We start from the raw sequence: 14706 nt of genomic DNA, 5'->3' as shown, positions 1-14706 counted from the left end.
CGTGGTGTCGCTGAGCACTCGCCTGGACTACGTGCTGGGCGCCAAAGCCGCGGGCCCCCTCGACGAGGTGTTCGGCATCCGGACCGTCGACGACCTGCTGCGCCACTACCCGCGCAGCTACACCGAGGGCGCCGCGAAATGGGATGCCGACGATGAGCGGCCCGAAGAGGGCCAGCACATCACCCTCGTCGACACCATCACCGACACTCACTCGTTCCCGATGAAGAAGAACCCGAGGCGCAAATGCCTGCGTATCACCGTGGGGTCCGGCCGTAGCAAGGTGACCGCGACGTTCTTCAACGCCGACTACCTCAGCAAGGACCTCACCAAGGACACGCGGGTGATGCTGTCCGGGGAAGTCGGCTACTTCAGAAACGTCATGCAGCTGACGCACCCGGACTTTCTGATCCTCGACTCGCCGACCGGACGTAACCGCGGCAGCAAGTCGCTCAAAACCATCGCCGACACCTCGCAGGCCGTCAGCGGCGAGCTGTTGATGTCGGCGTTCGAACGCCGGTTCTTCCCGATCTATCCGGCCAGCACCAAGCTGCAGAGCTGGGACATCTTCGCGTGCGTGCGCCAGGTGCTCGAGGTGCTCGATCCGGTGACCGATCCGCTGCCCGAGGAGCTGATCGCCGAACACGAGCTGATGCCCGAAGACGAGGCGCTGCGCGCGATCCATCTGGCCGAGGACGAGGGGCAGCGCCGCCGTGCGCGTGAGCGATTGACCTTCGACGAAGCCGTCGGCCTGCAGTGGGCGCTGGTAACACGGCGGCACGGCGAGCTGTCGCAATCGGGACCACCGGCGCCGCGGCAGTCGGACGGTTTGGCTGCGGAACTGTTGGGACGCTTGCCCTTCGAGCTCACGGCGGGGCAGCGCGAAACGCTCGACGTGCTGTCCGAGGGGCTGGCGGCCAGTCGTCCGATGAACCGGATGCTGCAGGGCGAGGTCGGTTCGGGCAAGACGATCATCGCGGTGCTGGCGATGCTGCAGATGGTCGATGCGGGCTACCAGTGCGCGCTGCTAGCACCGACGGAAGTCCTTGCCGCACAACATCTGCGGTCGATCAACGACGTGCTCGGTCCGCTGGCGATGGCCGGCCAGCTGGGCGGGGCCGACAATGCGACCCGCGCCGCGCTGCTGACCGGATCGATGTCGACCGTGCAGAAGAACCAAGTACGCCGTGAGATCGCCGGCGGCCAGGTCGGTATCGTGATCGGCACGCACGCCCTGCTGCAGGATGTAGTGGAGTTTCACAACCTGGGCATGGTGGTGGTCGACGAGCAACACCGATTCGGCGTGGAGCAACGAGATCGGTTGCGCGCCAAGGCCCCCGAAGGCATTACGCCACACCTGCTGGTGATGACGGCAACGCCGATCCCCCGCACCGTCGCGCTCACCGTCTACGGCGACCTGGAAACCTCGACACTGCGCGAGCTGCCCCGCGGCCGCCAGCCCATCACCAGCAACGTCATTTTCGTCAAGGACAAACCGGCCTGGCTGGACCGGGCCTGGGGGCGCATCCGCGAGGAGGTCGCGGCCGGCCGGCAGGCCTACGTGGTGGCGCCCCGCATCGATGAGAGCGAGGAGGCGGAGAAGGGGGAGGACGACGCGCGACCGACGGAGACCGCCGTGGGGCTTTTCGAAAGGCTGCGTTCCGGTGAGCTGGCGAACCTGCGGCTGGGACTGATGCACGGACGGTTGCCCGCCGACGAGAAGGATGCGGCGATGACCGCCTTTCGCGCCGGTGAGACCGACGTGCTGGTGTGCACCACCGTCATTGAGGTCGGCGTCGACGTCCCCAATGCCACGGTGATGCTGGTGATGGACGCCGACCGGTTCGGCATCAGCCAATTGCATCAGCTGCGTGGCCGCATCGGCCGCGGCCAGCATCCGAGCCTGTGCCTGCTGGCCAGCTGGAGCTCGCCGGGATCGCCGGCCGGCCGGCGGCTTAATGCGGTGGCCGGAACACTGGACGGTTTCGCGCTTTCCGAGCTGGATCTCAAAGAGCGCCGGGAGGGAGATGTGCTGGGCCGCAACCAGTCCGGCCGGGCGATCACCCTGCGGCTGCTGTCACTGGCCGACCACCTGGCGTTCATCGAAGCGGCCCGAGAATTCTGCACCCGGGTGTATCAGGACAACCCCCAAAACCCTGGATTGGCTTCGCTGGCAGCACAATTCACCGACACCGACCGCATCGAATACCTGGACAAGTCGTGAACCGCAAAATGCTGCTCTGGTTGTCGGCGGCCGCGGCGCTCGCGGTGCTGGTCGCTTATCAAACGCTGGGGTCGACGTCGGCCAGGCACGCGGAGGTCGCCGCGCGCGCCGATGTGCCCACGGTGGCGCCGGGAGCCGATGTGCTGGCCGGCATTGCGGTAGCGCCGCTGAGGGTGCACCACTACGACTACCGCCGGGCGGCCTTCGGCGACTCCTGGGACGACAACAACGACGCCCCGGGCGGGCGCAACGGATGCGACACCCGCGACGACATCCTCGACCGAGATCTCGTCGACAAGACCTACGTGGCCGTCAAGCGGTGCCCCACTGCCGTGGCCACCGGTACCCTGCACGACCCGTATACCAACACCACGATCGCCTTCCAGCGCGGCGCGAAGGTCGGCGAGTCGGTGCAGATCGACCACATCGTCCCGCTTGCCTATGCCTGGGACATGGGAGCTTTCGGCTGGCCGGATCCCGAGCGGCTGCGCTTCGCCAACGACCCGGCCAACCTGCTGGCAGTCCAGGGTCAGGCCAATCAGGACAAGGGCGACCTGCCGCCGGGTCAATGGATGCCGCCCAACCGCGCGTTCGCCTGTCAGTACGCGATGCAGTTCATCGCGGTGTTGCGTGGTTACCAGCTGCCGGTGGATCAGGCGTCCGCGGGTGCGCTTCGTCAGGCCGCTGAAACGTGTCCTAAGAGTTGAAAGCGCCGTTCGTTTGGCCTGGCGCAGCGCGGTCCTCCAGGGATCGTGAAGCTGTTTCCGGGAAAGACTGGCCCCACCTACGCTGCCACCTAATAACCCACCGGGCAGCGCGTTTCGCATCATCAGGTGGCTTGACTACGTTCGTCTTCACTCCCGTTTGTCATCGGCCCAGTTCTTGTTCGTCTCGTCGCACAGCGCCAACCGGCTCGGCTTGGGTCAGAGGGTGCGCCGTCTAGTTCGTTCTCTTGCAAGCGGTCTCGCGAAGATGTTGAGGCATTGTCGATCATTCCTGCGCGGTTGGTCGGTGACACCGGCGCCGCGGCCGGCACGGTCTGTTATGTCGTTGAATGACAACAGGATACCGTTGAGGGATTCGATCTCGACCCGACTTAGCTCAAGTTGGCTTCTCGAGGCGCGGATCGCGGTGAGGGTTTGCGGAGGTTGTCGGGTTGCGGGCCGGCGGTGCGGGTCAGGTCGTCGGCGTGGCGGGCCGGCTGCGCGTATCGGGAACGAATTTCTTGATGCCCCAACCTGTTTGGGCTTCGAACCGGTGCTGGTGCTTGGGCCGGCAACGAGCCTAGTTGGTTGTTGGTGACGGTCGCGGTTGGAACGGTTGGTACCACCACCAGTTGGCGCGTTCGCCGGTGGGCCCGGGGCATGGTGGGACGTCGGGCGGGGGTTGCGTTGGTGGGCGCGCCAGCGATCCCGGGCTCAGTAATCGGCCGGCGTTGTCGGTGACGATGAGATCGTCTGCGGTTCGGGTGATGGTGATGACGCCGCGGTGGTGCAGCCGATGGTGATACGGGCAGACCAGTACCAGGTTGGCCAACTCGGTGGGGCCGCCGTCTTCCCAGTGGCGGATGTGGTGTGCGTGCAGTCCGCGGGTGGCGCCGCAGCCCGCAACCGCGCACGTTCGGTGGCGGTGCTCGAGGGCGCGGCGAAGCCGCCGGTTGATCACCCGCGTCGCGCGCCCGGCGCCGATGACCTCGCCGTCCCGTTCGAACCAGACTTCACAGGTGGCATCACAGCTCAGGTATCGGCGTTCGGCGTCGGTGAGCAGCGGACCCAGATGCAGCGCGGCGGCACGCTGGTCCACATCGACGTGCACCACCACAGTGGTGTGCTGCCCATGGGGGCGGCGGGCCGCCTCGGCGTCCCACCCCGTCTCCACCAGGTGCATAAACGCCTCGACAGTGCCCGGCACCGGCGGCACCTGATCGCAGGCGCCGTCGCCAGTGTCGTGATCGTGCTTCCACTCGGCGATCAGCGCATCACGATAAGACGCCAACGCCGCATCGAACTTCGCCGCGTCCAGGTGCCCAAGTTTGATCCGCCACCACGTGAACTCCTCATCAGAGCTCTGGGTGATCGAGGCCCGCGGGCCTGGCCGGGCAGAATCGTGTTCGGGTCGCGGTTCCAGCTTCACCGCGGTACGCAACTGGCCGACCGTCGCCACCGCCGCCAGCTCCGCATAATGCTCATCAGAGCCCCCGCCCGCCCGCGCCGCGATCACCCCGACCTGATCCAACGACAGCCGACCCTCCCGCATACCCGCCGCGCACCGCGGAAACTCCGCCCACCGACGCGCCACCGTGGCGATCGTGTGGGCGTTTGCCGACGACGAGCCGGTCTTCCAGCCCATCAACGCCGCCACCGACCGCGCGCCGGTGACCCCACACAGCTCGTCGCGATCTATCTCAGCGGCGATCTCCACGATGCGCCCATCAATCGCATTACGCTGACCGGTCAACTCCGCCAACTCGTCAAACAACACCTCAAGCCGCTCATCAGGACGCGATACAACGGCGCAAGACGATGCGGTCGAAGACATGACCCCATCATCGCAGCCGGGTACGACAAAACTCGGCCACCCAAACCACGCCGGAAGCGACCATCATCCACTACCAACAGGTGCGCGACAGCGCCACGCCGTCATGCGCCTTGGGCGGTCTTCACGGTGCGCACGTTGGCCACCCGCCGCAACCACCGTGAACCCCGAAACGTGAGCCAAGTCGGGTGTATGTCGTTGAATGACAACAGGATACGGTTGAAGAATTCGATCTCGACGTGACGGCCCTGGAGTCACACGTTGCCGGCACCCATGGCGACGCCGTACTTGGCGGTGAAGGCCTCCTGCCGGACGGCGACACGCCGCTCGGTGGTTTCTAGCTCGCATTCACAGTCGGTGGCGTTTCGGCAACCTCGGCGACGAGCAGCCGGTAGCCGAGGTCCAGCTGGTCGGCGTCCAGCAGATCCTGGTGTTGGCGATCCCATGAGCCGCTGCCGAGGTCCACGCGCAGCCGTGAAAGACCTTGCTGCAGAGCCGCTTCCGATGTAAGGGCAAACAGAGACATGCCCGCCTGAACGGCCGGATCGAGGTAGGCGTGCGGTCGGCGCCAATAGGCGCCGCCGAAGCCATCCACGCAATCGTGCGGGACGGGTACCGGGATGATCCGCGGATCGCCCAGCAGGGAAACCAGTTTCGTGATCGGGACGGCCAGCTCGGCGTCGGTCTGCGCGGCCGCGGGCAGATATTCGCTCAATAGCCAAAATCGTCTAATCACGTCGTGGTCCCAGGTGAAGACGACAAGGCGTCGGCGCGCGATACGCCGCATCTCGGCGATGCCGTTGGCGAGGTCGGCCCAATGGTGGACGGTCAGCACGGCAAGCGCGGCGTCCACGGCGTTCGAGCGAATCGGCAGCCGCTCGGCGACGGCCCGAATGGCGGGCGCGGAGCCCGGCGGCCGCTGCGCGATCATCACCCGGCTGGGTTCCACCGCGACCACGGTCTGCGCCGGTTCGTAGGATCCGGTGCCGGCGCCGACATTCGCGACTGTCGTCATCTCGAGCAGCGCCTCGTCGATCACCGCGGCGACGCGTGGGTCGGGACGTCGAGTGCGCGAATAGCTGCGCCCGGTCCGGTCGTACCGCACCTGGCCGTCAGGGGGCGTGTGATCGGCCGTGCGGCTTCCTACGCGCCTTCGTAGGTCTCTGGGTCCGGGCGCAACCGAGTTCCGTCATTGAGCGCGTTGATCGCGTCCACGTGCTCGGCCGCCAATTCGAAATCGAACACGTCGAAGTCGGTGGCGATGTGCTCGGGATTGGCCGAGCGGAAGACGACCGCGTTGCCCAGTTGCAGGTTCCACCGCAGCAATACCTGCGAGGCCGTCTTGCCGTACTCGCCCGCGACGGAGTTCACGGTCGGGTTGTCGTCCAACTTGCCCAGCGCCAGCGGTGTGTAGGACTGCGTGACGACGTTGTGCTGCGCGTTCGTCTTGCGCATGTCGGCCTGATTGAGCAGCGGGTGCAACTCGATCTGATTGACCGCCGGCGTCGTGAACACCAGGTCGATCACCATCTCCAGGTATTCCTCGGTGAAGTTGGCGACACCGATCGAGCGGGTGTGTCCGGTCGAGCGGAGCTGGAGCAGCCCGCCGAAGGAGTCCACATACTTGCCGTGCGAGGCGGCCGGCCAATGAATCAGATACAGGTCGAGGTAGTCCAGGCCCAGTCGTTCCAGGCTGGCGTCGCAGGCATCCTGCGCGCCCTTGAGGCCCTGGTCGGCGGTGGCCAGTTTGGTCGTGACGAACAGCTCCGCACGGGGAATCCCGGACGCGGCAATCGCGCGACCGACCGCGGCTTCATTGCCGTACGCCGTCGCGGTGTCGATCAGTCGGCAGCCGAGTTCCAGTGCCGCCGAGACGGCACGTTCGGTCTCGTCCTCCGACAAATCCGCGACGCCGAGGCCAAGCACCGGCATCGTATTTTCGTCATTGAGAGAGATCGAGGGCACGGCGAGGCCCGCGTCGCCAGTCAACGTCATTCACCTACCTGTGAAACTGAAGGTTCGTGGATCAGGACCAAGCCGAGTTCCGTCGTCCAGCGAGGAAATCGTCGCCATTTCGTTGGCGGTGAGTTCGAAATCGAACACGTCGAAGTTGCTCGCAATCCGTGCGGGGTTGACCGACTTGGGGATCACGATATTACCGAGCTGAATATGCCATCTGATCAACACCTGGGCGGGTGTCCGCCCAGATCCTTCGGCGACGGCCGTGACGGTCGGATGTGTCAGCAGCGCACCTTGCCCCAGCGGCGCCCACGCCTCGGTCGCGATTCCGCGCTGGGCGTGCACTTTTCGCAATTCCGTCTGGGGAAAACGAGGGTGCAGCTCGATCTGATTGACCGCGGGAACGATGCCGGTGGCATCGATCAGAACCATCAGATGCTCGGGCTCGAAATTGCTGACTCCGATGGAGCGGATCCGGCCCTGGTCGCGCAGGTGGGCGAATGCCTTGAAGGTTTCGACAAACTTTCCCAGCGCCGGCATCGGCCAATGAACGAGGTAGAGGTCGAGGTAGTCGAGGCCAAGCCGGTCCATGCTGGCGTCGAAGGCCGTCAACGTGCTGTCGTAGCCCTGCTCGGAGTTCCACAGTTTGGTCACCACGTAGAGTTGATCGCGCGGCACGTCGGAATCGGCGATCGCGCGCCCGGTTTCCCGTTCATTGCGGTAGGCGGCGGCGGTGTCGATATGCCGGTACCCGGCTTGCAGCGCTGTACTCACCGCCTGCTCGGTCTCCGCCGGAGGGACCTGGAAGACTCCGAACCCGACGGCGGGGATCGCATGACCGTCATTGAGTGTGACCAAGGGGGCTGCCATGACACAGAGTCTGCCAGGCGCACCGGACCTGCATTTGGAGACCAAGCGCGCATCGACTCGCTGGTCCGGTCTCAGGCAGGACGTTGTCACCAACGTTGGCGTCAAGGCCATTCCGTGGATTCCTACTCCGGCGAAGCGGGTGATGTTCGGCGGCCGGTCGATCATCATCGACGGCAACACGCTCGATCCCACCCTGCAGCTGATGCTGTCTGGTCTGCGCCTTGGCGGTATCGACGGATTGGCCGTCAACGGCGACCCGGTGGCCTCTCGCGCGCTGATGCGTCAGTCGCTGCTGTCGCTGCCCGGGCCCCAGATTCACGTGATGGTCGACGACCTGACAATTCCCGGACCGGCCGGCGAGATCGGAGCGCGACACTACCGCCCGGCCAGCGGGGCGGCCTCGGACTTGCTGGTCTTCTATCACGGCGGGGGCTGGGTGCTCGGCGACCTGGACACCGCCGACGCGCTGTGCCGGTTGACCTGCCGTGACGCCGGTGTCCACGTGTTGTCGATCGACTACCGGCTGGCGCCCGAGCATCCGGCGCCGGCCGCGATCGACGACGCCTATGCGGCGTTCAAGTGGGCCCACGAGCATGCCGCCGAACTCGGCGCGACCCCCGGGCGTGTCGCGGTCGGCGGAGACAGCGCGGGCGGCAACCTGGCCACCCTCGTCTGCCTGCTAACGCGCGACGAGGGTGGCCCGGCCCCGCTGCTGCAGTGGCTGATCTACCCGCGGACCGACTTCAGCGCGCAGACCCGGTCACTGAGCCTGTTTGCCCGCGGTTTCTTGCTGACCAAGCGGGACATCGACTGGTTCAACGCTCAGTACCTGCGCGGTACCGGCATTGATGCGACGGACCCGCGCGTCTCGCCGCTGTTCGCCGAGTCGTTGTCCGGGCTGGCACCCGCGCTGATCGCCGTCGCGGGATTCGACCCGTTGCGCGACGAAGGCGAGCGCTACGCGACGGCGCTGCAGGACGCGGGCACCGCGGTGGATCTGCGGCGGCTGGGTTCGCTGACGCACGGTTTCGCCAGCCTGTTTCAGCTTGGGGGCGGTAGCGCGGCGGCCACCAGCGATCTGATTTCTGCTCTGCGCGCTCACCTGAGCCGGGCCTGATTTGCTCAACTGCGCTCGCCGGTAATCTAGAAGCGCTGTCTCCGACTTACGGACACGCCCGCAAGCCGACCCAAACACAGAAGGATCACCGAAGCTGTGGCCGACAAATCGAAACGTCCCCCCCGATTCGACCTGAAGGCGTCAGACGGGAAGTCCGGCCGGCTCATTCAGATCGGCGGCACCGCGTTCATCATCATCTTCGCGGTCGCGCTGGTGTTCTACATCGTGACGTCGCATCACGATAAGAAGGGCGGCGTCGCCGGTCAGGGCGACACGGTCCGCGTGACGTCGAGCAAGCTGGTCACCCAGCCCGGGACAACCAACCCCAAGGCGGTCGTGACCTTCTACGAGGATTTCCTCTGCCCGGCCTGCGGTAATTTCGAGCGCACTTTCGGACCGACGGTGTCCAAGTTGATCGACGCGGGTGCCATTGCGGCCGATTACTCGATGGTGGCCATTCTCGACAGTTCCAAGAGCCAGAACTATTCGTCGCGGGCCGGGGCGGCGGCCTTGTGCGTCGCCGACGAGAACATGGATGCGTTCCGGCGCTTTCACACCGCGCTGTTCAGCACCGGTGTCCAGCCCGACGAGCGGGGGCCCAATTTCCCCGACAACGCGAAATTGATCGAGCTGGCCCGCGAGGCCGGCGTCGTCGGCAAGGTGCCGGATTGCATCAACAGCGGGAAGTACCTTTCCAAGGTCAGTGGGGAAGCCTCGACCGCGGGCATCACCGCGACCCCGACGATCAAGATCAACGGCGAGAACTACGACCCGTCGACGCCCGACGCACTGGTCGCCAAGATCAAGACCATCGTCGGTGACGTTCCGGGCATCGACACGGCCGTCGCTCCCGCGGCTTCGTGACGGTCGCGGTGTCGGTCGAATCCGCCGAGCGATCCGGCGACCCGACACCGGCTTCGACGGGTGACTCATCCGTACCGAAGCTCAGCGCATGGTGGGTGCTGATCGCCGGCGCGGTCGGGTTGATCTCCTCCATGACGCTGACGGTGGAGAAGATCGACATCCTGCGCAACCCGTCCTACGTGCCGTCGTGCAATCTCAATCCGATCATCTCGTGCGGATCGGTGATGATCACGCCGCAAGCGTCGGTGCTGGGCTTCCCGAACCCACTGCTGGGCATCGTGGCGTTCACCGTGGTGTTGGTTGTCGGCGTCCTTGCGGTGGCGAAAGTGTCGATACCACAATGGTTTTGGACCCTGCTGGCGGTCGGGCTGCTGGTTGGTGCGGTGTTCGTGCACTGGCTGATCTACCAGAGCCTGTACCGGATCGGGGCGTTGTGCCCCTACTGCATGGTGGTCTGGGCGATGACGATCACGCTGCTGGTGGTGGTCGGATCCATCGCGTTTCGACCGGTGCTCGCCAGTCGCGACAGCACCGCGGCGCGGGTGCTCTATCAATGGCGGTGGTCGATCACCGCGCTATGGTTTACCGCGGTGTTTCTGCTGATCGTGGTGCGGTTCTGGGACTACTGGTCGACGCTGCTGTAAACACCGGTAACTGAACCGTGGCAGGGCGAAAGTAAGGGGCCGAACGTGATCTCCAAGGTGTTGGTGGCCAACCGCGGCGAGATCGCTATTCGTGCGTTCCGCGCGGCCTACGAACTCGGCGTCGGCACCGTCGCCGTTTACGCGTACGAGGACCGCAATTCGCAACATCGGCTCAAGGCCGACGAGTCCTATCAGATCGGCGACGTCGGTCATCCCGTGCGCGCCTACCTGTCGGTCGACGAGATCGTCGAAACGGCCTGCCGGGCCGGCGCCGACGCCGTCTATCCCGGGTACGGCTTTCTGTCGGAGAATCCGGAATTGGCGGCGGCCTGTGCGGCCGCCGGTATCACGTTCGTCGGCCCCAGCGCCGAAATCCTTGAGCTGACCGGAAATAAGGCGCGGGCAATCGCCGCCGCCCGCGAAGCCGGGCTGCCGGTGCTCACTTCTTCGGCACCGTCGGCGTCCGTCGACGAGCTGGTGTCGGCGGCGGCGGACATGCGGTTTCCGTTGTTCGTCAAGGCCGTTGCCGGTGGTGGGGGACGAGGCATGCGCCGCGTCACCGACGTCGATGCACTGCCCGAAGCGATCGAGGCCGCCAGCCGTGAGGCCGAGTCGGCGTTCGGCGACTCGACGGTCTATCTCGAGCAGGCGGTGATCAAGCCGCGCCACATCGAGGTGCAGATCCTGGCCGACAACGCCGGCAACGTGATCCACCTGCACGAGCGCGACTGCAGCGTGCAGCGTCGCCACCAGAAGGTCGTCGAATTAGCCCCCGCGCCAAACCTTTCCGCCGAGCTACGCGACAAGATCTGCGCCGACGCCGTCGCCTTCGCCCGGCACATCGGGTACAGCTGCGCGGGCACCGTGGAATTCCTGCTGGACGAGAGCGGTCACTACGTCTTCATCGAGATGAATCCCCGAATTCAGGTGGAGCACACCGTGACCGAGGAGATCACCGATGTGGACCTGGTGTCCAGCCAGTTGCGCATCGCGTCCGGCGAGTCGCTGGAGGATCTGGGTCTGCGACAGGAGAACGTCCGGCCACACGGTGCCGCACTGCAATGCCGGATCACGACCGAAGATCCGGCCAACGGGTTCCGCCCCGACACCGGCCGGATCAGCACCTACCGCAGCCCCGGTGGCGCCGGCATCCGCCTGGACGGCAGCACCAACCTCGGCGCGGAGATCAGCGCCCACTTCGATTCGATGCTGGTCAAGTTGACCTGCCGGGGCCGCGACTTCCATACGGCGGTGTCCCGGGCCCGTCGCGCGATCGCGGAGTTCCGGATTCGCGGGGTATCGACGAATATTCCTTTCCTGCAAGCGGTTCTGGACGATCCGGACTTCCAGGCCGGCCGGATCACCACGTCGTTCATCGATGAGCGGCCGCAACTGCTGACCTCGCGCGAGTCGGCGGACCGCGGCACCAAGATCCTCAACTACCTGGCCGACGTGACGGTCAACCATCCGCATGGCACCCACCCGTCGACGGTGTACCCGCACGACAAACTGCCCGAGGTCGACCTCGAGGTGGCGCCGCCGGCCGGATCCAAGCAGCGGCTGGTCGAGTTGGGGCCCGAGGGTTTTGCGCGCTGGCTACGCGAGTCGCCGGCGGTCGGCGTGACCGACACGACCTTCCGCGATGCCCACCAGTCGCTACTGGCGACCCGGGTGCGCACCAGCGGGCTGATGATGGTGGCGCCCTATCTGGCCCGGACAATGCCGCAGCTGCTGTCCGTGGAGTGCTGGGGCGGTGCGACTTACGATGTGGCGCTGCGCTTCCTCAAGGAGGACCCCTGGGAGCGGCTGGCCACGCTGCGCGAGGCGATGCCCAACATCTGCCTGCAGATGCTGCTGCGGGGCCGAAACACCGTGGGCTACACGCCATATCCGGAACTGGTCACGTCGGCGTTCGTCGAAGAGGCGACCGCGACCGGTATCGACATCTTCCGCATTTTCGACGCGCTGAACAACCTGGACTCGATGCGCCCGGCGATCGACGCCGTCCGCGAAACAGGTTCGGCCATAGCCGAAGTCGCGATGTGCTACACCGGAGACCTGTCCGACCCGGGTGAGCGGCTCTACACGCTGGACTACTACCTCAACCTGGCCGAGCGGATCGTGGACGCCGGCGCACACGTGCTGGCCATCAAGGACATGGCCGGACTGCTGCGGCCACCGGCCGCACACCGACTGGTCAGTGCGTTGCGCAGCCGGTTCGACCTGCCGATCCATGTGCACACCCACGACACCCCGGGCGGCCAGCTGGCCAGCTACCTGGCCGCCTGGCACGCGGGGGCCGATGCCGTCGACGGCGCCGCCGCGCCGCTGGCGGGCACCACCAGCCAGCCGGCACTGAGTTCGATCGTCGCCGCCGCCGCGCACACCGAGCACGACACCGGCCTGTCGCTCGCGGCGGTATGCGCACTGGAGCCGTATTGGGAGGCGCTCCGAAAGGTGTACGCGCCCTTCGAATCCGGGCTGCCCGGCCCGACAGGACGGGTCTATCACCACGAAATCCCGGGCGGTCAGTTGTCGAACCTGCGCCAGCAGGCGATTGCGCTGGGATTGGGTGATCGGTTCGAAGAGATCGAAGAGGCCTACGCCGGCGCCGACCGGGTGCTGGGCAGGCTGATCAAGGTCACCCCGTCGTCGAAGGTGGTCGGTGACCTGGCGCTGGCTCTGGTGGGTTCGGGGCTCACCGCCGACGAATTCGCAGCGGAGCCAGCTCGATTCGATATCCCGGAATCGGTGCTGGGATTCCTGCGCGGCGAGCTGGGCGACCCGGCCGGTGGATGGCCGGAGCCGCTGCGCAGTGCCGCACTGGAAGGCCGCGGGCCCGCCAAGCCCGTTGAGCAGCTCAGCGCGGAGGACGAGGCTGTCCTGGCGTTGACCGGGCACAAACGTCAAGCCACGCTCAACCGGCTGCTATTTCCAGGCCCGACAAAAGAATTCGAGGAGCACCGGGACACGTACGGCGACACCTCGCACCTGTCGGCCAATCAGTTCTTCTACGGACTGCGCCAAGGCGAAGAGCATCAGGTGACGCTGGAACGCGGGGTCGATCTGTTGATCGGGCTCGAGGCCATCTCCGAACCCGACGAGCGTGGCATGCGCACGGTGATGTGCATCATGAATGGCCAGCTGCGCCCGGTGCTGGTGCGCGACCGCAGCATTGCCAGCACGATCCCGACCGCCGAGAAGGCCGAACGTAGCAATCCCGACCACATCGCGGCACCCTTCGCCGGGGTCGTCACCGTTTCGGTGGTCGAGGGCGATCAGGTGAGCGCCGGCCAGACCATCGCCACGATCGAGGCGATGAAGATGGAGGCCCCGATCACGGCTCCGAAAGACGCCACCGTCGCGCGGGTGGCGGTGTCGAGCACCGCGCAGGTCGAGGGCGGAGATCTGCTGGTGGTGCTGAGCTGACGCGCATCATCGGCGGCGCCGCCGGTGGGCGACGCATCGCGGTACCGCCGCGTGGAACCCGGCCGACCACCGATCGGGTGCGCGAGTCGCTGTTCAACATCGTGACCGCGCGGCGGGATCTGAGCGGCCTGGCGGTGCTGGACCTCTACGCCGGTTCGGGCGCGCTGGGTCTGGAAGCGCTCTCGCGCGGTGCGGTGTCCGCGTTGTTCGTCGAGTCCGATCCGCGCACCGCGGCCGTCATCGCACGCAACATCGAGGCTCTGGGTCTGCCCGGCGCGACGCTGCGCCGAGGTGCGGTGGCCGCGGTGCTGGCGGGCGGGGCCGGATCCCCGGTCGATCTGGTGCTGGCCGACCCGCCCTACGACATCGAGACCGCCGAGGTCGAGGGCGTCCTGGCCGCGCTGAGCGCGCATGGCTGGGTGCGTGCGACAACGGTCGCGGTCATCGAGCGTGCCGCCGCCAGCGCGCCGCTGACCTGGCCGCAGGGCTGGACCCGATGGCCGGAGCGAGTGTACGGCGATACCCGTTTGGAGCTGGGCGAATTTGACTGAGCCGCCCTGCTACCTTGGTCGATTATGAGCGGCGCCGTATGCCCGGGCTCGTTCGACCCGGTGACGTTGGGCCACATCGACGTCTTCGAACGCGCCGCGGGTCAATTCGACGAGGTGGTCGTGGCGATCCTGACCAACCCCGCCAAGAAGGGCATGTTCGAGATCGACGAACGCGTCGCGATGATCGAGGAGGCGACGACTCATCTGCCGAACCTGCGCGTCGAGGTCGGGCAAGGCCTGGTGGTGGACTTCGTCACGTCCCACGGGATGACCGCGATCGTCAAGGGCCTGCGCACCGACACCGATTTCGAATACGAGTTGCAGATGGCGCAGATGAACAAGCACATCGCCAATGTCGACACCTTCTTCGTGGCGACCGCGCCGCAGTACTCCTTCGTGTCGTCGTCGTTGGCCAAAGAGGTTGCGATCATGGGCGGCGACGTCTCGAAGCTGCTGCCGGAGTCGGTGAATCGCCGTCTGCGCCAGCGGCTCTCCGGCGATCGCTGACCATCGAGC

The 14706-nt window shown here is 66.2% G+C and carries 12 protein-coding genes; 8 read left to right on the top strand and 4 right to left on the bottom strand.

Features of this window, described 5'->3' with window-relative positions:
• Position 1 precedes the first annotated feature (1 nt).
• Both recG and LMQ14_RS18825 read left to right on the top strand, forming a co-directional pair.
• Positions 2–2221 carry an ATP-dependent DNA helicase RecG gene (gene recG / locus LMQ14_RS18830; protein ID WP_267735588.1) on the top strand — a complete coding sequence of 740 codons (2220 nt, stop codon included), beginning with the start codon at positions 2–4 and terminating at the stop codon, positions 2219–2221.
• Positions 2218–2928, top strand: coding sequence for an HNH endonuclease family protein (locus LMQ14_RS18825; protein ID WP_267731044.1), 711 nt, complete (start codon positions 2218–2220; stop codon positions 2926–2928). Before recG ends, LMQ14_RS18825 begins: the two co-directional genes overlap by 4 nt.
• Positions 2929–3505: 577 nt before the next feature.
• On the opposite strand, the gene LMQ14_RS18820 is transcribed toward LMQ14_RS18825, so the two are convergent.
• From LMQ14_RS18820 to LMQ14_RS18805, 4 genes are all read right to left on the bottom strand, one after another.
• Positions 3506–4759 carry an HNH endonuclease signature motif containing protein gene (locus LMQ14_RS18820; protein WP_267731043.1) on the bottom strand — a complete coding sequence of 418 codons (1254 nt, stop codon included), beginning with the start codon at positions 4757–4759 and terminating at the stop codon, positions 3506–3508.
• A gap of 334 nt (positions 4760–5093) precedes the next feature.
• Positions 5094–5861, bottom strand: coding sequence for a class I SAM-dependent methyltransferase (locus LMQ14_RS18815; RefSeq protein WP_267731042.1), 768 nt, complete (start codon positions 5859–5861; stop codon positions 5094–5096).
• A gap of 38 nt (positions 5862–5899) precedes the next feature.
• Positions 5900–6751 carry an aldo/keto reductase gene (locus LMQ14_RS18810; protein ID WP_420714543.1) on the bottom strand — a complete coding sequence of 284 codons (852 nt, stop codon included), beginning with the start codon at positions 6749–6751 and terminating at the stop codon, positions 5900–5902.
• The gene (locus tag LMQ14_RS18805; protein WP_267731041.1) at positions 6752–7585 is read right to left on the bottom strand and encodes an aldo/keto reductase; all 834 of its coding nucleotides are present in this window, start codon (positions 7583–7585) and stop codon (positions 6752–6754) included.
• Between LMQ14_RS18805 and LMQ14_RS18800 the strand changes: the two genes are divergently transcribed.
• From LMQ14_RS18800 to coaD, 6 genes are all read left to right on the top strand, one after another.
• Positions 7584–8702, top strand: a complete 1119-nt coding sequence (locus LMQ14_RS18800; protein WP_267731040.1) for an alpha/beta hydrolase — start codon at positions 7584–7586, stop codon at positions 8700–8702. The genes LMQ14_RS18805 and LMQ14_RS18800 overlap by 2 nt on opposite strands.
• 96 nt (positions 8703–8798) lie before the next feature.
• A complete protein-coding gene (locus LMQ14_RS18795; protein WP_267731039.1) occupies positions 8799–9566 on the top strand; it encodes a DsbA family protein in 768 nt (255 codons plus the stop codon).
• Positions 9563–10210 (top strand): vitamin K epoxide reductase family protein, encoded by a 648-nt coding sequence (locus tag LMQ14_RS18790; RefSeq protein WP_420714542.1) that lies wholly within the window; start codon positions 9563–9565, stop codon positions 10208–10210. Before LMQ14_RS18795 ends, LMQ14_RS18790 begins: the two co-directional genes overlap by 4 nt.
• A 45-nt stretch (positions 10211–10255) precedes the next feature.
• On the top strand, positions 10256–13639 hold the full coding sequence (locus tag LMQ14_RS18785) for a pyruvate carboxylase (RefSeq protein ID WP_267731037.1): 3384 nt from the start codon (positions 10256–10258) through the stop codon (positions 13637–13639).
• On the top strand, positions 13636–14190 hold the full coding sequence (rsmD, locus tag LMQ14_RS18780) for a 16S rRNA (guanine(966)-N(2))-methyltransferase RsmD (RefSeq protein ID WP_267735586.1): 555 nt from the start codon (positions 13636–13638) through the stop codon (positions 14188–14190). The genes LMQ14_RS18785 and rsmD overlap by 4 nt, the downstream gene beginning before the upstream one ends.
• A gap of 24 nt (positions 14191–14214) precedes the next feature.
• Positions 14215–14697: a pantetheine-phosphate adenylyltransferase gene (gene coaD, locus LMQ14_RS18775; protein WP_267731036.1), complete on the top strand. Its 483-nt coding sequence runs from the start codon at positions 14215–14217 to the stop codon at positions 14695–14697.
• The last annotated feature ends 9 nt before the right edge of the window (positions 14698–14706 follow it).

The organism is Mycobacterium sp. Aquia_213 (genome assembly GCF_026625985.1).
Classification (GTDB): domain Bacteria; phylum Actinomycetota; class Actinomycetes; order Mycobacteriales; family Mycobacteriaceae; genus Mycobacterium.
Note: the sequence above shows the minus strand (reverse complement) of the source record. Positions and strands in the feature narration are given on the sequence as shown.

What these genes read in the sequence shown, in the direction of transcription:
- LMQ14_RS18820 (WP_267731043.1), bottom strand. Translation starts at nt 4,759, where the DNA reads ATGTCTTCGACCGCATCGTCTTGCGCCGTTGTATCGCGTCCTGATGAG.
- LMQ14_RS18810 (WP_420714543.1), bottom strand. Translation starts at nt 6,751, where the DNA reads ATGACGTTGACTGGCGACGCGGGCCTCGCCGTGCCCTCGATCTCTCTC.
- LMQ14_RS18800 (WP_267731040.1), top strand. Translation starts at nt 7,584, where the DNA reads ATGACACAGAGTCTGCCAGGCGCACCGGACCTGCATTTGGAGACCAAG.
- LMQ14_RS18805 (WP_267731041.1), bottom strand. Translation starts at nt 7,585, where the DNA reads ATGGCAGCCCCCTTGGTCACACTCAATGACGGTCATGCGATCCCCGCC.
- coaD (WP_267731036.1), top strand. Translation starts at nt 14,215, where the DNA reads ATGAGCGGCGCCGTATGCCCGGGCTCGTTCGACCCGGTGACGTTGGGC.